Source organism: Acinetobacter sp. NIPH 284, assembly GCF_000369425.1.
GTDB lineage: Bacteria > Pseudomonadota > Gammaproteobacteria > Pseudomonadales > Moraxellaceae > Acinetobacter.
Genome location: NZ_KB850010.1, coordinates 214327 through 238189, shown reverse-complemented (window position 1 = coordinate 238189; position 23863 = coordinate 214327). Strand labels below are relative to the sequence as shown.

Below are 23863 nucleotides of genomic sequence, written 5' to 3'. Positions count from 1 at the left end.
GCACTTTAAGTGCCTTGTTTTTTTAGTATTTCATGGACTTGTTCTGAGTAATAAAATTTTTCTAGATGTGCGCGTGCTCGTTGTCTTAAATACCCAGTTTGAATCACTTGCTGTAGCACGGGTGTAAGTAAATTATTCAATTCATTCTGAATTAAATCTTCATCAATATTTAGATCACGCAGTAACAAATCGAAAGTTCTCTCTTGGTTTCTTGCGTACCATGCATAGACCCCATCATGAATCTGCTGTTTCAAGTAAGGCGTTTGGCGAATATGATCCCAAATTTCATGACCTAATCCCACAGTTTGAGGTAGGTCTTGGACTTCAAAGTAATTTCGCAATACTGAAATCGGCATCAGTTTGATTTTATGCCAAAGATTTGCTTGGAAGTGATAGAGCTTGTCATCATTAAAATGTTGATTCAAAACTTTTTCGCTCATTTGGCTAATTTTTAAAATATTCTTTTGCAAATAATGACCAATCGTTTCATTCAGGTTGGAATCCGTAACGGTTTCTAAAACGGATTTTCCCATTTTCATGAAATGTCCTACGCCAGGAACGCGTTTAGACATGACCGAATTATCTAAGTAATCTTGGATGGAGTGTTGTATAAGCTGCGTAATCAAGGCTGAAAAGGCTGGATTATTGACGATAGTTTGAATTAAACGTTGCCGATGTCCAGCTTTTCCTGCGACGTATTGTGCAATTGAGTCGATGGTTAATACAGGCATAACCTCTTCAATTGTGGTGCTATCGTTCAGCGGATGAATCAATGCAAAACGAATATGCTCAGCAATTTGCTCAATGAGAAATGGACTGGCGGGCGTTGCAAGAATTTGCTTTTCGATCAGTTTAAAAATCTGTTCAAATGACCAAATATGTTGTAGCTGTTGCAACCGTAACCAATGATAGAATTGCTTAAACTCATATTGAATGGTTTCTGATTGTGAAAACTCTTGATCTAAAAAATCAAGTTGCGCATCAATTAGCTGTTCTATCATTGGATGTTTAGACATAAAACCTCAAATTCTTACTAAACTTATGGAGATGGTGCAGTTGCAGGCTTTTGTGTCTGGATTTTGCTCAAGAAAGGTAGATATTGTTGAACCACCAATTGATCTGCTTCCAAAATTGGCATATGTCCCACATTATCTAAAATCACAGGTGCTTGCGCATTTTTCAATAATGATTTTAACTCAGGTGCCACTTCGACATTAATAATTTTATCTTGCTTGCCCCATAAAATCAGGGTGGGTGCATCAATTGATTTTGCAAGCAGAGCAAAAGAATCAGGAGTAAACAGTTTATTAAGTGCGATCAATTGATCCACTATTTTTTGAGTTTGCTCAACTTGACCAATCATCATTTTTTCCTGTGCTTGAGCAATTTCTTTTGGAATAAATGGCGGAGCATACATCGCCTGTTGCATCAAGAAATTAAAGTCACCTTTTTTACTGACGATCATGTTTTTCAAATGTTTCGGATCTTTTAGATAAGGCGTTGTTGCTGCTTTGTACACACCAGCAGCATCGACCAAGAATAGGCTTTTCGTTTCAAAAGGATATTGACCTGCGTATAGCATTGCAATCGATCCACCAAGTGAGTGACCTGCAATATGTGCTGGCCCTGTCAAATTTGCGGCTTCGATAAAACGACGTAATTTTTCAGTCACATTAGGAACTGAATAATCAAAGTCTTTAGGAACTTGCGTTTCGCCACTCGCTGGTAAGTCAGGGATAATAACATGGTAATTTGCGGTTAATGCATGTGCGACACGATTCCAGTTATCACGACTACCTGCTAAACCATGAATTAAAATAACAATAGGTTTTCCTGCTTGACCACCTTCACTATATGACCAGCTAATATCTCCTACTTTTAATGTCTTGGTCTGTAAGCCAGCCCAAGCACGTTCTTGTTGTAATACATTTTGGAAACTCATTTCTATTTCAGCAGCTTGAGTAGAACTTACAGCAATTGTTGCTAAGCTGAATGAGAGCAAAGTGGCAGTGATCGTTTTTCGGAATGGTGTTGAAAACAGTGTTTTGGTCATGATTGTTCTATCCTTGATTTATTTTTAAACCAGTTGATTATTGTAGAAGTTTGGAATGCAGTCATTTGCATAATCTACAGATGTATGGAAATTCTTGCCAATAAAATGATTAATTTTCCATTATTTTTCTTGATATCAGGACACTCAATTGTCTGAGAGTTTTTATTTTTGTCAGTGACAATCTAGCATACTCACATTAAACTAGTTTTTCATGTCAATCATAGATGGATGTACGCATGCTCACCGCTCAAGAAGCCTTAGAACGTTTAAAATCTGGTAATGCTCGTTTTGTTAAAGGGGAAATGACCCAGCAAAAATTGCTCACTCACCAAGAGCGTGCTGAAATGGCAAGTGAACAAAATCCTTTTGCTATCGTCTTAGGATGTTCTGATTCTCGAGTGCCTGCGGAAATGGTATTTGATCAGGGGTTAGGTGACTTGTTTGTTATCCGAGTTGCTGGAAATATTGTTGCACCCTCTCAGGTTGGTAGCGTTGAATTTGCTGCTGAACGTTATGATTGTGCTGTGGTTGTTGTATTAGGACATAGTCATTGCGGTGCGATTCAAGCAACGATTGATACACTCAAACATCCGGATCAAGCACCATCTTCAAACTTGATGTCAATCGTAAATCGTGTACGCCCATCTGTTGAAATCTTAATGCAAACTGAGTTAAAGGATGATTTGAAAAAATTGTCTGCGCATGCAGTACGTTCAAATGTATTTGCTTCAGTGAATCAGCTACGTCATGGCTCAGCTGTATTAGAGGGTTTGATTGAAAAAGGCAAAATGATTGTTGTTGGCGCAGAATATTCGCTTGAGACAGGTGAAGTGACATTCTTTGATTTTTAATTAAAATCTCAGACTCTAAAAAATAAGAGGTGCCTAAAGGGCACCTTTTATGTATGGATAAGCTAAATTTAATAGAATAGGTTGAGCTTTAGCATTTGGGTGAATTTGATCGTTTTGAATTAAATTTTTATGTCCAGCGATCCCTTCTAAAAAGAAAGGCAATAGCTTGACCTTATATTGCTGGCTTACAACTTTATAATTTTTTTCAAAAGCGCTGCTATACGCCGTCCCATAATTGGGTGGTATTTTCATGCCAAATAGTAAAACAGAAGCTTTCTGCTTTTGGCTGAGTTGTACCAATTGTGCTAAATTTTTTTGAATCATTTGAGGGGGTTGACCTCGTAAGCCATCATTTCCACCTAACTCAATTACAACAATTTCAGGCTGATAAGTTTGTAATAATTTAGGCAATCTTGCCAAAGCACCACTTGTAGTTTCACCACTGACGCTTGCATTGACCACTTTATGCTGTTTCGGATACTGTTGATCTAAACGCTGTTGTAATAGGTTTACCCAGCCTTGTTTGGCATCTATGCCATAACCTGCACTGAGACTGTCACCCAAAATTAAAATAGTCTTTGCTGATGCGAAAGCGGGTAATGAGCAAATCGTGATGATTCCAAATGTTTTGGATAGCGAAAATAAAACTTTAGATATTTGCATTGCACTTTAAATTTGTCCTAAAGGATACGTGACATGATGCCACAGCCGATTATTTCTGCCCAAAAAGTTACACAAAATATCCACATTAATCAGCAAACATTAACCATCTTAAAAAATATCGATTTAGATATTTATCAGGGGGAACAGATTGCGATTACAGGTCGTTCAGGTTCTGGAAAATCCACTCTATTGGGTATTCTAGCAACACTTGATCGACCAAGTATGGGCGAATTGTGGGTCTGTGGACAAGCGGTGCATACTTTAACTGAAGAGCAGCGTGCTCAGGTTCGTTTAGAAAATATTGGTTTCGTGTTTCAATCTTTTCAGCTTTTACCACAGCTCAGTGCACTCGAAAATGTGATGTTACCCTTACGTCTTCAGCCTGATTTCAATTTTAGGCAAGCTGAAAGTAAGGCATTGCAATGGCTAGAGCGTGTTGGATTAGTTCGCCAAGCACAGCAAACGCCTAAAGTTTTATCGGGTGGTGAGCAACAACGTGTTGCGATTGCTCGAGCCTTAATTGCTGAGCCTAAGATTATTTTTGCAGATGAACCGACAGGTAATCTGGACGGGCAAACCGCAGCAGAAATTGAGCAACTGTTATTTGATTTAAACAAAGAACTCGGAACAACTTTAATCCTTGTAACGCATGATCAAAATTTAGCAGCCTTGTGTCAACGGCATGTCAAATTGCTTGATGGTCAAATCCAAGAAATTGTAAAAGTGCAGGAGGGTGTATGAGTTCAGTTCTCAAACCACTACTTTTGCAAAGTTTCCGCACAGGAGGGTTATATTTACTGATTATTGCCCTGTCTTTAGCTATAAGTGCCACCACCGCATTAAAATTTAGTAATACTCAAGTTCAAAATGCCGTTTCATTGCAAGCTGCCGAAATGCTCGGTGCAGATTTAGTTCTGTCTGATAATGACCCTATCCAATCAAAGTGGGTACAAAATGCCCAACAACTTCATCTAAAACAGACACCTGTCACTTTGTTTGGATCAATGGCACATACCCAAGACCAATTTGTGATGGTCAATGTCAAAGCTGTCGATGAGCATTTTCCACTGCGTGGTAAATTAGAGATTCAACCGAGAGCGAAATCTATTCAACAAGGTGAAGTTTGGTTAAGTCCAAGAGCAATTGATCTGTTAAAAGTAAAACTGGGGGATCAGGTTGCAATTGCTGATGGAAAATTTAAAGTAACAGGCATTATTGAGCATGATTCTAATCAGGAGTTGGGCTTTTCAGGTTTTTCACCGACCGTGATTATTCATCAAGCAGATATTGCGAAAACAAATGCTATTCAGGTTGGGAGTCGGATTGATTATCGATTATTAATGGCAGGTGAGCCAAAACAAGTTGAAACATTTAAGACCATCTTTAAACAAGAAACCAAGCTTGAAGCTGATCCACATAATCAACAAGCAGAGAATAGTGAACAAAGCACACTGAAACTACGTGATGCGAGTCAGTCCAATACCCGTTTGATGAAACCTATTGAAAATCTGGATACCTTTCTACAGCTTGCCAACCTCTTAACCATTCTATTGTGTGGGATTGCGATTGCTTTAACCAGCCAACGTTATGTGCAACAAAATCAGGATCATATTGCTTTGATGCGTTGTCTCGGTGCGAGTAAACGACAGATATTAGTCGCTTATATGATATTGCTTGCGATTGTCAGTGCCTTATCAATTGTGATTGGAAGCTTAATCGGAATCGCGTTGGGATACGGTTTGTTGCAATTGATGTTGCAACTGATTCCACAATTGCAACTCAGCTTTGCTATTGCTGATTTGCTTATGGCATTACCCATTGCAATTTTTACCAGTGTCATGGTGCTGATTGGTTTCATTTTGCCAAGTATTTGGGAATTATTGAATACGCCACCGATTCGTGTCATTCGTCAGCAAGAGCGTTCACGTAAGTCCTACATGATGATGTTTAGTGTCGGTATTGTGAGTTTGGTCATCTTTAGTTTGGTGCTGAGTGATAATTTAAAATTAAGTTTATTGGTCTTATCTGCCATATTAGTACTTTGTGTGACTCTATTTGCTGTGATTTGGTCATTACTGAGAGTAATTAAGCAGTTGAAACATCCCTTATCTGCTTATGTTCGAATCCCACATCAGACAGCCTTGCAAATCACAGCGCTTGCATTAGGTCTCAGCTTAATAACAGTTCTAAGTGTTTTAAGAACGGATTTATTAGAGCGTTGGCAGCAGCAATTGCCTGAAGGTACACCGAATCAGTTTGTCTACGGTCTACCACCATTTGATATGCCACAGTTCAAACAACAGCTTGAGCAGAATAAGTGGCAATCAACACCTCTATATCCCAATATTCGGGGACGCTTGATTGCTAAAAACGGTCAGGCTTTCAGTACTGAACTGATTCAACAAAATAATTCCTTACGCCGTGAATTGAATCTAACTCAAGCGGAGCGTTATCCAAAAGATAATCTGATTACTCAAGGGAACCCAAAGTTCACCCAAGTTGGGCAAGTGTCGGTAGAAGAAAAATTGGCTACTGAATTAGGGATTAAAGTGGGGGATCAACTGAGTTTTAGTTTGCCTGAAGGATCATTGGATGCCAAAGTGATTAACCTACGTTCAGTTGAGTGGGAGAGTTTTAGTCCTAATTTTTTCTTTATTTTTTCGCCCAAAACCATGGATGAAAATGCAGGAAGCTATTTAGGTAGTTTTTATGTCCCTACTGCGGATCAGCCGAAAATGGTACGCTTGATTGAACAATTTACCAATACCGTATTTATTGATGTGGGGCGTGTATTAGATGAAGTGAAACGCTTAATGAATATATTGGTTCAGGTGGTGACAGTACTGGCAATATTGGTTGGTTTGTCAGGTATCTTGGTTTTAATTGCATGTTTGAATGTTTTAATGGATGAGCGCCGTAAAGAAGTGGCGTTATTACGATCTTTTGGTGTCGCAAAAAATAAATTAAAACAGATGCTCAGTTTAGAAATTGGTTTTATTGGCTTGGTGGCAGGAATTGTAGCATGTCTTTTTGCTGAAGTGATTAGTGCGATTGCCAGTTACAAGATGCAAATGGCAATCCAATTTCATCCTGAAATTTGGTTAATTTTACCGCTCAGTATGATGCTGGTATGTATGTTGATTGGTCGATACCGACTCAGTTATTTATGTGATATTCCACCTTTACAAAGTCTGAGAGAAATTAATCAATCTTAAAAGCTTAACTGGTTTTGGCGCAGGATTTCATTCCATAGAGAATTAAGTCCTGTGCTTAACTCATTACAGTAAACATAAAATCCGAGCGTTAATAAACTACCTAAAACCAGTGCAATGATTTGTAAGATAACTCGATGTTGAGTTTTATGACTGAAATACCAAGAGCCTGCAAGTAAAGCACCCATGATCATTCCACCGATATGTGCTGCATTATTAATACCTGAAACAGTAAAACCAAAGGCAAGGTTAATGCCCATAATTAATAATAATGACTTGTTATCTAACCAAAAACGTTGTTGGGGTAAAGGTGGAAATAAAGAAACCGTTGTGAGCGCAGCACCTAAGCCCATCACTGCGCCAGATGCACCAGCACTGATATGTGGCAGTAATTTGGGATCGAAATGTTGTAATAATTCATAGCCGTCACGAATACTGAGATAACTGGAAAGAACGCTACCCATTAAACCCGCGAGAAAATACAGCGCAATATAATAACGACGACCAAAAAGTGGTTCAGCAACACTTCCAAAAATATACAGTGCCCACATATTCAGCATTAAATGGATTAGACCGAAATGGAAAAACATACTGCTAAACAGACGTTCAGGCTGTCCAGAGAAGGTGAGTGGTGTAAAATCTGCTCCCCAAGTAATTGCATCCATAGGGGAAGGGTCGGTAATATTCACACCTGAAAGAATTTGCCAGCCAAATAAACCAACATTGATGGCAATTAATAATGCTGTAAACCACCATATCTGTATTTGCAACTTTTGAGTAATTTGTGGTGGAGTGGTTTCAGTCATATGTTTATGCAAGTTATTACGATATAAAAATAGCTTAGCATGAATTTGTTGCCCAAGGAGTGATGCGCTTTAATGAAAGCCTTTTTAGCACGTGCAGTAATGTTGATTATCGGTATCATTCTTCTCATTCAGCTTTGGATTTTTAGTAGCTTGGTGTGGTGGAGAACGCAGCCTGTTGAAACAACGATGTTTATGCGTTGGGATTACCTGACTGACTTTAAGCCAATTCAACAAGACTGGCGTGATTATGATGATATTAGTGATAACTTTAAGCATGCAATTTTGGCTGCGGAAGATGCCAAATTTATTCATCATCATGGTTTCGATTGGGCTGGGATTCAGTTTGCATTAGAGCGTAATAATGAAAAAGGGGAAGTCGTTGCAGGCGGTTCTACGATTTCTCAACAGCTAGCAAAAAACTTATTCCTTTATAATCAGCGTTCATTTATTCGTAAGGGGCAGGAAGCTGTTGCTACATGGATGATGGAACGTATGTGGTCAAAACGTCGAATTTTAGAGGTTTATATGAATTCGGTCGAGTTTGGTCAAAATATCTATGGTGTTGAAGCTGCTGCACAATTTTATTATGGTAAGAGCTCGAAAAGTTTAACACGTGAGCAAGCTGCTTTTTTAGCTGCTTTACTACCAAATCCTAAGTATTATCAAGACCATCGCAATGATCATAAGTTACAGTTTCGTAAGCGTGTGATTTTAAGGTATATGAATAGTACACAAATTCCACAATAATTCAGATAAATAAAAAAAAGCTCAATATTTTTGGGCTTTTTTACCAAATTGACATAATTTTGCAGCATACTTAAACCGTGTTTTGATGAATGATAAAGCGACAAGGTTCAGTATGAATACTGCAGTGACGACAACAACGCCAACAGAATATACTTATAATGATCGATATATAAATCGTGAACTTTCTATTCTCGATTTTCATTTACGCGTACTTGAGCAAGCAGTTGATCCTCTCCACCCATTATTAGAAAGAATGAATTTCCTGCTTATTTTTTCAAGAAATTTAGATGAATTTTTTGAAATTCGTGTTGCAGGAATGATGGAGCAATTAACTTTAGGCAATGAAAGTCGTACACCAGATGGTTTGACCCCTAAGCAAGTGCTCGATCAAATTTCTAAAACAGCACATGCTGCGATTGAACGACAATATCGTATTTTAAATGAACAAATTTTACCAAAATTGCGTGAGGAAGATATTTGCTTCTTACGTCGTGGCGAATTGACCCCAGCACAATCTGCATGGATTAAAAAATACTTCCAAGAACAAGTTGCGCCTGTTTTAACACCGATTAGTCTTGATCCAGCACATCCATTTCCACGTTTAGTCAATAAAAGTTTGAACTTTATTGTCACGCTGGAAGGTAAAGATGCTTTTGGTCGTCAGATTGATCTTGCTGTAGTGCCCGCGCCTCGCTCTTTACCTCGTGTGGTTCGTTTACCCGATGAGCTTACAGATGGTAAAGAGCATCATGTCATGTTATCTGCGATTATCCATGAACATGTTTCAGATCTATTCCCAGGTATGACGGCAACAGGTTGTTATCAATTCCGTGTGACACGTAATGCCGATTTAGCCTTAAATGAAGATGTTGAAGATTTAGCAAAAGCTTTAAAAGGTGAGTTAAGTTCACGTCGTTTTGGACGTGCCGTTCGTTTAGAAGTTACGCATAATTGTCCAAAGCATATTTATGAATATTTGTTGGATGAATTTGATTTAGAAGAAGAACAGCTTTATCGCGTAGACGGTCCTGTAAATTTGGCTCGATTACTTTCTAATTTTAAACGTCCACATTTACGCTATGACTCGCATACGCCAGTGGTTCCAAAAGTATTCAAGAAGACTGAAAGTATTTTTGCCGCGATGCAAAAGCAAGATATTTTATTGCATCATCCATTTGAATCATTTGCGCCTGTAATTCAATTATTGCGTGAAGCAGCACGTGATCCGCAAGTTTTGGCAATTAAACAAACACTTTATCGTAGTGGTGCAGACTCAGAAATTGTTCAAGTTCTTGCCGAAGCGGCACGCAATGGTAAAGAAGTCACTGCTGTGATTGAGTTACGTGCTCGTTTTGATGAAGAATCAAATATTGAAGTTGCAAATGTATTGCAAGAAGCGGGTGCTGTAGTTGTTTATGGCATCGTTGGTTATAAAACACATGCCAAAATGATTTTAGTGGTACGCCGTGAGAATAATAAATTAGTACGTTATGTACATTTGGGTACAGGGAACTACCATGCCACGAATGCACGTATTTACACCGATTATGGTCTAATGACTACAGATAAAGATTTGTGTGAAGATGTACATCGGATTTTCCAAGAGCTTACGGGCATGGGGAAAATGGCAAAACCGAAAAAGTTATTGCATGCACCATTTACATTACATGCTCAACTAATCAACTATATTGATGAAGAAATTGCGAATGCCAAAGAGGGTAAATCGGCGCAGATTATTGTAAAAGTGAATGCGTTAACCGAAGTCCAACTGATCAATAAGTTATATGAAGCATCGCAAGCAGGCGTACAAATTGACTTAATTATTCGTTCAATTTGTTGCTTACGTCCGGGTCTCCCGAACTTGTCAGAGAATATTCGTGTTCGCTCAATTGTGGGAAGATTCTTGGAACATACACGAGTTTATTATTTTAGTAATAATGGTAATCCTCGTATTTATTGTTCAAGTGCAGATTGGATGGATCGTAATTTATTTAATCGTGTAGAAGCATGTTTCCCGATTGAAGATTCTGCACTGAAAAAGCGTATTTATCAATTAGGTTTAATGAATTACTTAAAAGACAATCAGCAAGCTTGGTTATTACAAGGTGATGGTGTCTGGGATCGCGCTAAACCCGCTCAGGGTGAGGAACCGCACAACGCGCAACACAAATTACTTGATGCGATTAAATAAATCTAAAAAACCGACCTTAGGGTCGGTTTTTTGTAGATATGGATTAGTTGGTTTTAATTTCTAAGACCAACTGATTGACTAAATCTGCAGCTTCCAACTCTCTAATTTGTGCCACATTGCTCCCTGCCCAAAATGCACTATAACTAAAATCTCGGTGGGTATTTGCAATACTCATGAGTTGTTTAGCTAGATCATAAGTATAAGGATATGCTGGCGTTTGAGGTCGATTTGGTGAGTCAATCAATGTGTGCCAAGTCCCCACTAAACCACGTGCTGGACGACCTGATAAGCTTGAACTGATTTGTGTAATAGATTTACTGAATAAAGCTTTTCGATAGGCTGCATTCGCATTCGAACTTTTACATTGCACAAATGCCGTACCCAATTGAACAGCAGCAGCACCTAATTTCAACATCGATTTTGCTTGATCACCATTCATAATACCGCCAGCAGCTACGACAGGTAATTTACAATGTGTTGAGATCAGTTGCACAAGATCACTGGTTTTAATGGCTGCATCAAAAGTTTGATTAAAAATGCCTCGGTGTCCTCCAGCTTCAATGCCTTGAGCAATAATAATATCAATACCCGCCGCTTCGATTGCCTGAGCCTCGATGAGATTGGTTGCAGAAACCATGGTGATAATTCCAGCTTGTTTTAAGGCTTCAATTTGATGAGGATGTGGAATTCCAAAATGAAAACTCACAGCTTTGGGGCGAGTTTCAAGTACAACGTTCAGGAAATCATCATTATCTAAAAAGCTTGGGTAGATACAATCCAATTCAGTCGGAGGTTCTGCTCCGAATTTTTCAAATTCAGGACGAATATAATTAATCCACTGTTGAGCAACTTCTGGATCGAGTTGTTCTGATTGATGGCAGAAAAAATTAACTTGAAAAGGGTGGTCAGTCAGTTCTTGAGTTTTAATAATTTGTTGTTTTGCTGTCTCTGCTGAATTTGCCCCAAGTCCCAAAGAACCTAAAGCACCTTGATTAGAAACTTCAGCAGCAAGTTCTGGTGTTGATACACCAGCCATTGGAGCAAGGAAAATAGGATGTTTTATTTCTAATAATTCTAAAATTGACATGATTTATATACTCTTTAGCTTTTCTATCACCATAACGTAAAAACAAAAAGCCCTGCAAATAATAATCAGTATTTAATTATTGAATATTAATCTTTTAAAATACCGAGTCACACAGAAATTAAATGCCAGTCACATGGAACAATGAGCCGACCCAACTCGAAAATGCCATGGCTAAAATGCCCCATAAGGTAATACGTAGACTACCTTTTAGCATTGATGTTCGAGCAAAATAACTGGATAACGCTCCCAATAATGCGAGTGAGACGATACCTGTAATTAAAACTGAGCGAGCGACCCATGAACTTGGGCTGAGTAAAATGGCAAGCATAGGAAGTACAGCACCACATGAAAAGGAAGCAGCAGAAGAGAGCGCTGCTTGAATCGGATTCGCAGCAGTATTTTCATGTATGCCAATTTCATCACGGGCATGTGCCCCAAGTGCATCATGTTCTGTGAGTTGTGTGGCAACTTCATGTGCCAATTCAGGTTTTAGACCTCTCGAAATATAAATTTCAGTCAGTTCTTTCAATTCTGCATACGGATTGTTTTCAAGTTCAGTTGCTTCAAATTTTAAGTCTGATTTTTCAATATCTTCTTGAGATTTTACCGAAATATACTCTCCAGCCGCCATCGAGGTTGCACCTGAGATCAGTCCAGCAATACAGGTGACCAAGAGTGTTTGCGAACTCGCACCACTGGCTGCCATCCCCATAATTAAACTTGTGACAGAAATAATGCCATCATTTGCGCCAAGCACGGCAGCACGCAGCCATCCTGAGCGTTGTATGACATGAAGTTCTTGATGGTATGACAAAGACATAATGGCTCTCTTTTTATATATGTAAACGTAATTATAGGGGCAAATAGATGAATCATTTTTATTTTAACGAATTCTTTTCTGATTAACTTAACACCATATTAATCTGGTTTTTGATTGTTTTATGTTGTTGGTTTGATGAACTGTTTATTTCTGCGATTAAAAAATGATTACTCAGCAAATTTATAGCCTTGGTGAAGGCTATAAATATGATTTGAAAGCTTCGATTGCGCGTGCTCGGCTAGTTTTAAGATCAACAATTGGTTTTGGATAATTGAGATTTTTTGATACATCTTTTGCATAAGGTTCATGTATGATTTGCGCATCTAAATGCGCGAGTTCTGGTACCCATTTACGAATATAGTCTCCATTTGAATCAAATTTTTGTGATTGACTAATTGGATAGGACTTACGCATTGACGGATTCAAAAAAGTATTAAAATAGTTTATAAAGTATCTGTGATCAGACGAACTAAACATGCTTCTACAGCAACTTGTACATTACCCATTTATATGGGCTTTCTCATGACAGAACCGAACTCTATTAGCTGCACACAACTTGCCGAGACTTATAATATCTCGCATGATAGTGTAAATCGCTTTCTGGAGCGTGAAGACTACACACCTCACGACCTATATCAAGAAGCAATTCAACATATTGATAATAATAAACTTATAGTCAGTATTGATGATACTGTTTTAGATAAACCATATAGTCAACATATGGACTTGGTTAGCTATTTTTGGTCAGGCAAACACCACCGATCCGTCAAGGGGATTAATCTCATTACCCTGTATGCGACAGATCAGAATGGTCAAAATATTCCAATTAATTTCCGAATTTATGACAAATCTGAGGGTAAAACCAAGAATGATTACTTTATGGATATGTTAAGTGAAGTACTTAGTTGGGGTGCAAAGATTCAATTTATTACAGGTGATAGTTGGTATTCATCGACTGGAAATCTAAAAACCATAAGAAAATATGGTATTCGATTTATGTTTGGTATCGACTGTAACCGTAAGGTTTCCCCAGAAAAAGGACAATGGTTTCAACTGCGTTTATTGCCAGATTTTCATCAGGGTCAAGTGGTCTGGCTCAAAGATTTTGGCTTTGTACAATTATTTAAGACTCAGTTAAAAGAACAGCAGAGGTTTTATATTGTGCATCAAGATGAAGATGATTTATTGTCCTTTGAGGGTTTTCATGAATTACATTCAAGTCATTGGAAAATAGAGCAATATCACCGAGTGATTAAACAGGTTTGTCATATTGAAAAGTTTCAAGTAAGACGATCTAAACTGATTTTGAATCATATTTTTGCAGCCTTGATGGCCTACGTCGAGATACAAAAGAACCAGTTTGAGCGGATCTTTGAAAATGTATATCGTTGGCAGAAGAAATTATTTAGACCAATCATCAAAGACTTCATTGATGACTTTATTCTCGATAAAAATCATCTCCTACCACAGAGAATCTATAAATAATAGTGCGTAAGTCCTATTGGATTAAATACTCGGAAATAAGGGGCAGCATCTGTGCCTGTAGATGCACACCATTGCCATCCACCATTATTTGCCGCTAAGTCACCATCGATTAAATGTTGCATAAACCATTGTTCGCCAATGCGCCAATCAATCAATAGATTTTTAGTTAAAAACATAGCGCAAATCATACGAACTCGATTATGCATCCAACCTGTTGCGAGTAGCTGACGCATGCCAGCATCTACAATTGGAATACCTGTTTGCCCTTGTTGCCATTTTTCTAGATTAACTGGATCATTGCGCCAATTGATATTTTGGGTTGCTGCTTTGAAGGGTAAATGTCTAGAGACTTGTGGAAAATCAAACAAAATATGTTGATAAAATTCACGCCATAACAGTTCATCTAGCCACGTTTGTTGACCTTCAGATTGAATAACAAAATCCCCGTGCTGTTGTCGAAACAATGCTTGGATACATTGTCGAATGGAAAGTATGCCAATATTTAAATAGGTAGAAAGCTGGCTTGTGCCTGATATTGAAGGCAGATCACGAGATATTTTGTAGTCCGTTAGATTTTGATCGATGAAATGATCCAATAAATTATGTGCGTGTGACTCACCGACATTCCAAAGAGTAGTCATTGGTGGTTTTATTTTCTCTGCATATTCGACTTGTAATTGATGAATATCTGTTTGAGCTAAAGCAGATAAATCTAATTCAATCGGTTGTTGAATATTGGGCATCGGATAGCATTGAGGTAAAGCATGTTGTAAACGTTGGTAGCATGCTTTTTTAAATGCGCCAAAAACTTGGTAGGGCAGGTTCGATTGATTACGGATAGATGCAAAAGGAAACAGAGTTCGATCATGTAACAGCACGAGTTCTTTTTGATGCTGATTTAAAAGCTTTTGAACATTTGCATCACGTTGAAGTTCATGAACACCGACTTCAATATTCGCATAAATAGTTTGAAAACTAATATGTTCTAATAAGCGAATAAAGAATTGGGGAATATCGTTCCATAAAGGAATGGTTTGAACGATTAATGGGATATTCAGGCTATCCAGTTGTTTTTTTAGTTCTTGTAATTGACGCAGATAAAATTCAATTTTAATCGGCGCATCGTCATGGCGTTGCCATTGTTCAGGCGATAATAGAACGATTGCGATACATGCACCTGTTTGAGTCGCACGCCATAAAGCAGCATGATCATGGATTCTTAAATCTTGACGAAACCAAATCAATTGATAGACATGAGACATAAGCTAACAACCATTACATTTATTAGAAAGAAATTAAATATAATTATGATTTTATCTATGTCTATGTGAAGAAAAAGCAAAGCCGAAGCTTTGCTTTTTTATCTAATTCAAAAAATGAATTAGTGGTGGTGACCACCTGCACCGTGAACATGACCGTGATCTAATTCTTCTTGACTAGCATCACGGATTTCTACGATTTCAACTTCGAAAGTTAAGTCTTGACCAGCAAGAGGGAAGTTTGCATCAACAATAACGTTTTCGCCTTCAACTGCTTTAACAGTTACGATTTGAACGCCATCATCAGTTTGAGCTTGGAATTGCATACCCGCTTGGATATTGTCTACACCTTGGAACATTTGAGCTGGAACTTCTTGTACGAGGTCTGGGTTATATTCGCCGTAACCTTCAGCAGCTGGAACAGTTACAGTAAATTTTTCGCCTACTGTTTTACCAAGAAGTGCATTTTCTAAACCAGGAATGATGTTGCCCGCGCCGTGCAAATATGCAAGTGGTTCACCTTGAGATTGATCAAGTGTTTCACCCTCAGCGTTTGTTAAAGTGTAGTGGAATGAAACCACGTGGTTATTTGCAATAGCAGTCATGTTTTGAATCCATGTCATCAATAGTTTTAACTGTATATCATAAAGTGAAAAATAGCTTTTGTTGACTATTTTCCACTTTTTGAAACGATTTAGTTATAAATGGGAGTGAAATTTTAAATTTCAACTCAATAAAGCTTAATTTTTGGACGTACACGGCGGGTCAGAAAATCTTTCATGGTGAGCATTCCTGCTTGGGTATAACCATGAATATTGGCTTGATGTAATCGATACAAAGACACATACATTGTTTTGGCAATAAAACCTTGTACGCTTACATCACCGAGTAATTCTCCAACAGCCTGATTACGGCTTAATGAAACCAAAGAGCCTTTATCACTGAAATTAAACATAGGTTGAGGTGAACTAGATAAACGAGCGGCCATCGCATCTACCAAGAATGTCGCTTGTTGGCTTGCGACCTGTGCACGTGGTCCTAATGGAGGTTGACGTGCATCAAGCTGACAATTTGCACAATCTCCAAAGGCAAATACATTTGGATCTGAATACGTTTGTAATGTCGCATAGACCATTAAACGATTAATTTTATCGCGTTTAAAATCTGTAAATGATTCTAAAACTTTGGGCGCTTTGACACCTGCCGCCCATACGGTAATGTCTGAATGCAAAACATGGCCGTTGCTAAAATAGACATTTGATTCATCGACTTTTTGCACTTGATGTTCCGTCAGAATATCGATGCCCATTTTTTGTAATTGTTTCGCACTATGTACAGCTGTTTTTTCATTAAGTGCGGGCAAGATACGATCTGAGGCTTCGATCAAAGTAATTTTAACTTGCTTTGGATTAATTTTCTTTAACCCATAACGATAAAAATTCTTCGTGGTTTCAATCAGTTCAGCCGCTAATTCAACACCCGTTGCACCCGCACCCACGATACCAATATTCAAGGCACGTTCAGTTGCTTGGTTTTGCGCTTCAATATAAAGATGGAATAAGTCCTGTTGGAAAATATCGGCTTGTTTGCGACTATCTAAGAAATGACAATTTTCACGTACACCTTCGGTTCCGAAGTCATTTGAAACTGAACCAACAGCTAATATCAGTGTGTCGTAGCTAAGACTCTGAATAACAGGAGTATGTTCTTTAGAAAGTTGAGGAGGTGAAATCGTAATTTGTTTTTGATCTTTATTTACGTTGATTAAGGTTCCAAGGATGAACTCAAAATCATGTTTTTCTGCGTGAGCAAAATAATTGGTTTGTTCTTCGTGAGGATTTAGTGAGCCAGCGGCAATTTCGTGTAGGAGAGGCTTCCATATATGCGTGAGATTTTGGTCGATTAGGGTAATTTTGGCTTTCTTTTTCCTGCCAAAACGTTCACCTAATTGTGTTGCAAGCTCTAAACCACCTGCGCCACCACCCACAATCACGATATGATGTAAGGTTTTGCTCATGATTAACCTAATTATTTTTGTGAAAGGATGGTTGGATTATGCCATCCTTTTTTCAACATTGTATGGTTAATCTTGATAAAAATAGTAGGTTTTTTTATCCTTGATTTAAAGGATAAATTTTGGCAGCTTTGACATCATTTGTTGAAAAAAACGAGAATAAGTTTGCAAACCAAATCATAATTTTTTGAAAAATATTCGCTTCCTCAATTTCCACGTTATTTTCAATTTGTAGGCTACGAATTAACTGATTATTTTGATAAACCGTCACTGTGGCCAAATTCATGACTTGCGTCAAAGGTGCTGTTAAATGCTGTTCATTGAGTTTGATATTGACGTGTGTTTTTGTCGTTTCAAGTGGTTCAATCGTTTTGATTTGCTGGTTTGTATCAAGCATCTGTATACGTTGTGTGAGTAAATCAAAACTATTTAAATCAATTGGTGTCGCTTGATCGTATAAAGATGTTGTTACGATAGTGGGTTGTTGAGTTTCAACTTTGAAAATTTTTAAAGTTGATTTGATGACAGGAAGTTCAGCAATTAGCTTTTGTTTTGGAATCACTTCTTCATCGCGTGTGTATGTATACGCTAAATTCATTAATTTATGCGCGACTTCAGCCCGTTTTACCGCACTTGGTGTTCCAAGTACCACTACAATCAAACGACGCTTATCGACATGTGGATTTAGAGTAGGGCGCTCAGCGGTTAAAGCCAAGTTGTAACCTGCCGCCTTGGTATAACCTGTTTTTAAACCATCTGCTGTTGGATCCATTTTTAATGCAAGATTTGTTGCACGGTGGAAACGTTGGTTATAGCTAAAACTTGGCATTTTTGAATAATGTAAATATTCAGGTGTCTCTTTTACGATCGCTTTTGCTAATAAACTCAAATCTGCTGAAGTTGAGTAATGATCTGTCATGGTGATACCCGCAGGATTACTAAAATGGGTATCTTTCATTCCTAAGGCTTGGGCTTCTTTATTCATTCGTGCAACGAACTGTGGAACACCACCTGAAATTTTTTCAGCAAGCGTAACTGCTGCATCATTGGCAGACATGACAATCAATCCTGCTAAAAGTTGATCAACAGAAATTTGTTCACCAGCTTTTAAATACATTTGGGATTCATCCCACATGACCGTGCTCACCACAGGTGTTGCGGTTAATACCTCTTCCTTACGTAATTTACCTGCTTCGATTTCTTTCAAAGCAATATAAGCCACCATCATTTTGGTGAGCGATGCAGGCGAACGTTGAACATGACTATTATGTTCAGCAATGATTTGACCTGATTGAGCATCTACGATCGACCAAGCTTGCGCTTCAACCGTTTCAGGAGCGATATTAAGTAAATTGGCATGTACTAAATTGGCACATAACAGACTAAACAACGTAAAGAGCGAGAGGAGAAATTTCAAGAGAACACCTAGTGCAGCCGATCCAATGGCATGTAAAGCGAAAAAAGCATGCTATGACTTTTTTGTTACAGAATCCAGCAACTTTTGCCAACAATTAAGACATCTACGCATGACTTTGTAAAAAAATGCTAAGCTGTGTGAAACTGTTCCTATTTTTATGATCTAAAACTATGTTGCACTATCAAATTGAGTTTGACGATTATCGCCAACATCTTATTCATGTCACACTTCGTTTCCTTGCTAATCCGAACCAAGAACTTTGGTTACCGACATGGATTCCTGGCAGTTATTTGATTCGAGAGTTTTCAAAACATATTGAATCAGTAAAAGCATCTGATGAAGCAGGGCGGTTACTTAGTATTAAGAAAACGGAAAAGAACCGTTGGCAATTATTCAATACAGATCATGAATTGATTACGGTTGAATATGATGTCTACGCTTATGATTTGTCGGTACGAGGCGCTTATGTTGATCAAACTCGCCTATATGTAAACCCTGCTTGTGTTTGTTTAGGTTTAATCGATCAAGAACAATCACCATGTGAAGTTGAAATTTTCTTGCCGCATGAATTAAAACATTTTCAAATTGCAACAGGTTTAACTGCTAAGAGTTTGGTGAAAGGACGCTATACTTTAAAGGCAGATAACTACGATCAGTTGATTGATAGTCCATTTGAGTTGGCAGAGCAAAGCCGTTTTAGCTTTGAAGCAAATGGTATTCCGCATGAGTTTGTGATTTCAGGTAAACACAATACAAATCTAGAGCGGTTACAAACTGATATTCAGCAAATCTGTCAGACTGAAATTAAGATGTTCGGTTCTGCACCGTTTCAAAACTATACCTTTATGACTATGGCAACGGGCAATAGTTATGGCGGTCTAGAGCATTGTAATAGCACCAGTTTGATCACACCACGTGATGATTTGCCGAAAGTAGATGAAGCTGAAGAACCGTCTAAAGATTATCAGCGTTTCTTAGGCTTATGTAGCCATGAATACTTTCATTCATGGTTAGTTAAATTTATCCGTCCTGAAAACTTTACGAATTATGATCTACATAAAGAAGGATATACGAGCTTATTGTGGATTTTTGAAGGCTTTACTTCTTATTATGATGATTTAATTTTATTACGCAGCGGCGTTATTTCTCAAAAATCCTATCTGGATTTACTTAAAGCACAGATTGAGCGTTATTTGCAAAATCCAGGACGCTTTATTCAGTCTGTGTCAGAATCGAGTTTTGATGCATGGATTAAATTCTATCGTCAGGATGAAAACTCAAATAATGCAGGAACAAGTTATTACAACAAAGGTAGCTTAGTTGCGCTTTGCTTAGACTTGGGCTTGCGTTTACGTGGTTCAAACTTAGATGCCTTGATGCGCCGTTTGTATGAAAATACCCAAAAGGGCATTCAGGTCAATGAACGCACGATTTTTGAATTGTGTAATGAATTGACTGGGGATAACTGGATTGAACAAATTAATCATTTGATCAATACCACTGATGAATTGCCATTGGATCAACTATTCCCAGAGTTTGGTTTGAGCTATATCGTTAAAAATAACAAAGCATTACCTTTTGGCTTAAAAGTGCTAGATAAAGCTGACGGTGTCATCGTGCAAAATGTTCGCCGTGATAGTGCTGCTGCACAAGCAGGTTTGTCTGCTAACGATGTCATTATTGCGATTGATGGTATCAAAGCATCAGAAAAGTTGTTGGCGAAGTATGCAAAACAAAAAGGCTCATTTATAGTTTATGCATTCCGTCGCGATGAGCTCCTACAGTTTGAACTTCATGCTGGAGAGAATCCTCTGAATTCGGTTGAGTTAAAAGTTGAGGATCAAACCAAATTAGAGGTTTGGTTGAAAGGTTGATGCAATTGATAGCGTGGTACGCACCGTTAGCATAAATCCTTGTGTGAATGAGGGAACAGATTCAGTTTCCCTCATTTGTATATCAAAATTTTAATTAAGATTTTCTGAAAATAATTAGTTACCACGATAAGTTGAGTATCCATAAGGACTTATCAAAAGTGGAATATGATAATGTTCAAGATTGCGATCCACAGAGAAAATTACAGGAACTTCTGGGAAAAATGAGCTTTGTTTATTGTTTTGGAACCATTCACCTGTTTTAAAAGTAACTTTGTAAATACCTTTTTGAAGGGCAGCATCTTCAGGATATAACGCTGTGATCCGACCTTGCTGATTGGTTGTACTTTGGTTAAGCTCTTTCCATTGGTTATTTTCTTGTTTTTCTAAAATAACTTTTACACCCGCTGAAGGAAGTCCATTTTCTAAGTTAAGCACATGTACACTTAAAGGGTTTTGCGCAAAGCTAAAAGATGAAACAGAAATGGCTACGCAAGGAATCAAAACTTTTAACATCTGACCAATCCTAAAAATAAAAAATGATTTTAATCATTTGTTCAAAATATAGGTTTAAAAAGTGTAAATGAAACTTGAGTCGAATATTCGTACGGACTTAAACAATTTATTATGGTTAAGCATTTTATAAAATATTTGGCAGAAATGAATCGGCAAATAAAATTTTAAAAAATGTAGGGTTTAATCGTACGAAAGTACTCAAGCATTGGTATTTCGTAGCGAAATGTCAATATCACGATATATTACATTGACTGAGAAGTAATCAACGCAGATACTCTCAAGTTTTATTTAAGCTAACCGGTTCCTTGGTCACAAAGCGTAAGCTTTATACCATTATTTCGTAGCGAAATGTCAATATCACAAGATATTGCGTTGACTGAGATACGTTGAGGACTGATACTCTCAGACCTTAATCAAGCAAACCGGTTTTAATGGACTGGGCCAAAAGCTCGTTCATGAAAAACTCAACCAAACACAAGGGGCTATATATGGCTGGTGGAAAGTCAAAAATCATTTATACACTGACTGATGAGGCGCCATTGTTGGCGACCTATTCGCTACTGCCGATCATTGAGACCTTTACTAAGCCAGCTGGCATAGAAATTGTCAAGAGTGACATTTCTGTTGCAGCACGTGTGCTTGCGGAATTTTCGGAATACTTAAGCGATGAGCAGAAGGTAAGCAATAACCTTGCTGAGCTTGGTCGCCTTACTCAAGATCCAGATACAAATATCATTAAACTGCCAAATATCAGTGCTTCAGTTGCTCAGTTAACAGCATGTATCAAAGAATTGCAGTCTAAAGGATATGCAATTCCTGATTATCCAGAAAATCCAACAACGGATGAAGAGAAAGAACTTAAGACACGTTACGGTAAATGTCTTGGTTCTGCTGTAAACCCTGTATTACGTGAAGGTAACTCAGATCGTCGTGCGCCTGCTGCTGTAAAAAATTATGCGAAAAAGCATCCTCATTCAATGAGTGAGTGGAAACAGTGGTCACAAACGCACGTTTCTCATATGGAAGAAGGTGACTTCTACCATGGCGAGAAATCAATGACACTTGATCGTGCACGTAATGTGAAGATGGAGTTAATCACGAAGAACGGTGAGACAATCGTTCTCAAGTCTAAAGTTGCGCTTCAAGATGGTGAAGTGATCGACTCAATGTTCATGAGCAAAAAAGCATTGTGTGACTTCTATGAGAAGCAACTTGATGACTGCCGTGAAGCTGGTATTTTATTTTCATTACACGTAAAAGCGACCATGATGAAAGTTTCACACCCGATCGTTTTCGGTCACTGTGTGAAAATTTACTATAAGGATGCTTTTGAAAAACACAGTAAGTTATTTGATCAGTTAGGTATTAATGTCAATAATGGTATGGCAGGTCTTTATGAAAAGATCGCAACTTTACCAACTTCACTCCGTGAAGAAATCATTGAAGATTTACATGCTTGCCAAGAACATCGCCCAGCATTAGCCATGGTTGATTCAGCGAAAGGGATTGATAACTTCCATTCTCCAAACGACGTGATTGTAGATGCATCTATGCCGGCAATGATTCGTGGTGGTGGTAAAATGTGGGGTGCCGATGGTAAACCTTACGATTGTAAAGCTGTTATGCCTGAATCAACTTTTGCACGTATCTACCAAGAAATGATCAATTTCTGTAAGTGGAATGGTAACTTTGACCCACGTACGATGGGTACTGTACCGAACGTTGGTTTGATGGCGCAAAAAGCTGAAGAATACGGTTCACACGACAAAACTTTTGAAATTCCTGAAGCGGGTATTGCGAACATTACCGATTTAGACACTGGTGAAGTGTTGATGTCTCAGAATGTAGAAGAAGGCGATATCTGGCGTATGTGTCAGGTGAAAGATGCACCAATTCGTGACTGGGTAAAACTTGCGGTAAGTCGTGCTCGTAACTCTGGTATGCCTGCGATTTTCTGGCTTGACCCATATCGTCCACACGAAAATGAGTTGATCAAGAAAGTTGAAAAGTATCTAGAAGAACATGATACAGAGGGTCTTGATATCCAAATCATGTCACAAGTGCGTGCAATGCGTTATACGCTTGAACGTGTAGCACGTGGTTTAGACACAATCTCTGTGACTGGTAACATCTTACGTGATTATTTAACTGACTTGTTCCCGATCATGGAATTGGGTACTTCAGCGAAAATGTTATCAATCGTTCCGTTAATGGCGGGCGGTGGTATGTATGAAACAGGTGCAGGTGGTTCAGCGCCGAAGCATGTTCAGCAGTTAGTTGAAGAAAACCACTTACGTTGGGATTCGCTTGGTGAGTTCCTTGCGCTTGCAGTATCTTTAGAAGAGCTTGGTCTTAAAGAAGATAATGCACGTGCGAAGTTACTTGCAGAAACTCTTGATCAAGCAACGGGTAAATTGTTAGATAACGATAAGTCTCCATCTCGTCGTACGGGTGAGCTAGATAACCGCGGTAGCCACTTCTATTTAGCAATGTATTGGGCTGAAGCGCTTGCTGCTCAAAACGAAGATGCTGAATTGAAAGCGAAGTTTGCTCCTCTTGCAAAAGCCTTGGTTGAAAATGAACAAAAAATTCTTGCTGAATTAAGTGAAGTACAGGGTAAAGCAGCTGATATTGGTGGTTACTACGCTGTGGATCCAGTAAAAGTAAATGCAGTAATGCGTCCAAGTTCAACGTTTAATGCTACGCTTGAAACGATTTAAGTTTTAATGCAGAACTAACAAACCTGTTGGTAATGTAAAAATACCGATGCGAAAGCATCGGTTTTTTATTTGATAAATAAGATATTTTTAAATTTGATTGTTTTTTAATGATCTATTTAAATTTAAATAAAACATCAATTTAGAATTAATT

18 protein-coding genes and 2 pseudogenes are annotated in these 23863 nt (G+C 38.2%); 8 read left to right on the top strand and 12 right to left on the bottom strand.

Going from position 1 to position 23863, the window contains the following annotated elements; genetic code table 11:
- Positions 1–5: 5 nt before the first annotated feature.
- Together F908_RS04210 and F908_RS04205 are read right to left on the bottom strand one after the other, a co-directional pair.
- A complete protein-coding gene (locus F908_RS04210) occupies positions 6–1016 on the bottom strand; it encodes a hypothetical protein (RefSeq protein ID WP_005158053.1) in 1011 nt (336 codons plus the stop codon).
- A gap of 23 nt (positions 1017–1039) precedes the next feature.
- Positions 1040–2053: an alpha/beta fold hydrolase gene (locus tag F908_RS04205; RefSeq protein ID WP_005158052.1), complete on the bottom strand. Its 1014-nt coding sequence runs from the start codon at positions 2051–2053 to the stop codon at positions 1040–1042.
- 236 nt (positions 2054–2289) lie between these two features.
- Here F908_RS04205 and F908_RS04200 point away from each other — a divergent pair, with 236 nt between their 5' ends.
- Complete coding sequence (locus tag F908_RS04200) at positions 2290–2904, top strand: carbonic anhydrase (RefSeq protein WP_005158051.1); 615 nt, start codon at positions 2290–2292, stop codon at positions 2902–2904.
- Positions 2905–2937: 33 nt separating this feature from the next.
- On the opposite strand, the gene F908_RS04195 is transcribed toward F908_RS04200, so the two are convergent.
- Entirely contained in the window at positions 2938–3567 is a 630-nt protein-coding gene (locus F908_RS04195) for an arylesterase (protein ID WP_005158050.1), read from the bottom strand.
- 36 nt (positions 3568–3603) lie between these two features.
- On the opposite strand from F908_RS04195, the gene F908_RS04190 reads away from it, so the two are divergent.
- Both F908_RS04190 and F908_RS04185 read left to right on the top strand, forming a co-directional pair.
- The gene (locus F908_RS04190; protein WP_034602655.1) at positions 3604–4308 is read left to right on the top strand and encodes an ABC transporter ATP-binding protein; all 705 of its coding nucleotides are present in this window, start codon (positions 3604–3606) and stop codon (positions 4306–4308) included.
- A complete protein-coding gene (locus F908_RS04185) occupies positions 4305–6782 on the top strand; it encodes an ABC transporter permease (protein WP_005158033.1) in 2478 nt (825 codons plus the stop codon). The genes F908_RS04190 and F908_RS04185 overlap by 4 nt, the downstream gene beginning before the upstream one ends.
- Here the strand turns inward: F908_RS04185 and F908_RS04180 are convergent.
- A complete protein-coding gene (locus tag F908_RS04180) occupies positions 6779–7585 on the bottom strand; it encodes a rhomboid family intramembrane serine protease (protein WP_005158030.1) in 807 nt (268 codons plus the stop codon). The two genes, F908_RS04185 and F908_RS04180, sit on opposite strands and share 4 nt — an antisense overlap.
- Before the next feature lie 72 nt (positions 7586–7657).
- On the opposite strand from F908_RS04180, the gene mtgA reads away from it, so the two are divergent.
- Together mtgA and ppk1 are read left to right on the top strand one after the other, a co-directional pair.
- Positions 7658–8332 carry a monofunctional biosynthetic peptidoglycan transglycosylase gene (gene mtgA / locus F908_RS04175; RefSeq protein WP_004663315.1) on the top strand — a complete coding sequence of 225 codons (675 nt, stop codon included), beginning with the start codon at positions 7658–7660 and terminating at the stop codon, positions 8330–8332.
- Between the two features lie 112 nt (positions 8333–8444).
- Positions 8445–10523, top strand: coding sequence for a polyphosphate kinase 1 (ppk1, locus tag F908_RS04170; protein WP_005158024.1), 2079 nt, complete (start codon positions 8445–8447; stop codon positions 10521–10523).
- A 43-nt stretch (positions 10524–10566) separates the two neighbouring features.
- Here the strand turns inward: ppk1 and F908_RS04165 are convergent, their stop codons facing one another.
- The 3 genes and pseudogenes from F908_RS04165 to F908_RS04155 form a co-directional block, all read right to left on the bottom strand.
- Entirely contained in the window at positions 10567–11610 is a 1044-nt protein-coding gene (locus F908_RS04165; RefSeq protein ID WP_005158021.1) for an NAD(P)H-dependent flavin oxidoreductase, read from the bottom strand.
- A gap of 118 nt (positions 11611–11728) precedes the next feature.
- Entirely contained in the window at positions 11729–12430 is a 702-nt protein-coding gene (locus tag F908_RS04160) for a VIT1/CCC1 transporter family protein (RefSeq protein WP_005158017.1), read from the bottom strand.
- A 198-nt stretch (positions 12431–12628) separates the two neighbouring features.
- Positions 12629–12850: pseudogene (locus F908_RS04155) on the bottom strand (FAD-binding domain-containing protein); the annotation flags it as partial.
- A gap of 36 nt (positions 12851–12886) precedes the next feature.
- Here F908_RS04155 and F908_RS04150 point away from each other — a divergent pair.
- Complete coding sequence (locus F908_RS04150) at positions 12887–13915, top strand: IS701 family transposase (protein WP_081399852.1); 1029 nt, start codon at positions 12887–12889, stop codon at positions 13913–13915.
- A 14-nt stretch (positions 13916–13929) separates the two neighbouring features.
- Here the strand turns inward: F908_RS04150 and F908_RS04145 are convergent.
- The 4 genes and pseudogenes from F908_RS04145 to F908_RS04130 form a co-directional block, all read right to left on the bottom strand.
- Positions 13930–15177, bottom strand: a pseudogene (locus F908_RS04145) (cryptochrome/photolyase family protein); the annotation flags it as partial.
- Between the two features lie 119 nt (positions 15178–15296).
- Entirely contained in the window at positions 15297–15779 is a 483-nt protein-coding gene (locus tag F908_RS04140) for an FKBP-type peptidyl-prolyl cis-trans isomerase (RefSeq protein WP_004663295.1), read from the bottom strand.
- A gap of 125 nt (positions 15780–15904) precedes the next feature.
- Entirely contained in the window at positions 15905–17191 is a 1287-nt protein-coding gene (locus F908_RS04135) for an NAD(P)/FAD-dependent oxidoreductase (protein WP_005158005.1), read from the bottom strand.
- Positions 17192–17285: 94 nt separating this feature from the next.
- Positions 17286–18605: a D-alanyl-D-alanine carboxypeptidase PBP6B gene (locus tag F908_RS04130; protein WP_005158002.1), complete on the bottom strand. Its 1320-nt coding sequence runs from the start codon at positions 18603–18605 to the stop codon at positions 17286–17288.
- Between the two features lie 170 nt (positions 18606–18775).
- Here F908_RS04130 and F908_RS04125 point away from each other — a divergent pair, with 170 nt between their 5' ends.
- The gene (locus F908_RS04125; protein WP_005158001.1) at positions 18776–20479 is read left to right on the top strand and encodes a M61 family metallopeptidase; all 1704 of its coding nucleotides are present in this window, start codon (positions 18776–18778) and stop codon (positions 20477–20479) included.
- 114 nt (positions 20480–20593) lie between these two features.
- Here F908_RS04125 and uraH read toward each other — a convergent pair whose 3' ends face one another.
- The gene (gene uraH / locus F908_RS04120) at positions 20594–20992 is read right to left on the bottom strand and encodes a hydroxyisourate hydrolase (protein WP_005158000.1); all 399 of its coding nucleotides are present in this window, start codon (positions 20990–20992) and stop codon (positions 20594–20596) included.
- A gap of 488 nt (positions 20993–21480) precedes the next feature.
- On the opposite strand from uraH, the gene F908_RS04115 reads away from it, so the two are divergent.
- Positions 21481–23712: an NADP-dependent isocitrate dehydrogenase gene (locus F908_RS04115; RefSeq protein WP_005157995.1), complete on the top strand. Its 2232-nt coding sequence runs from the start codon at positions 21481–21483 to the stop codon at positions 23710–23712.
- Positions 23713–23863: the final 151 nt, after the last annotated feature.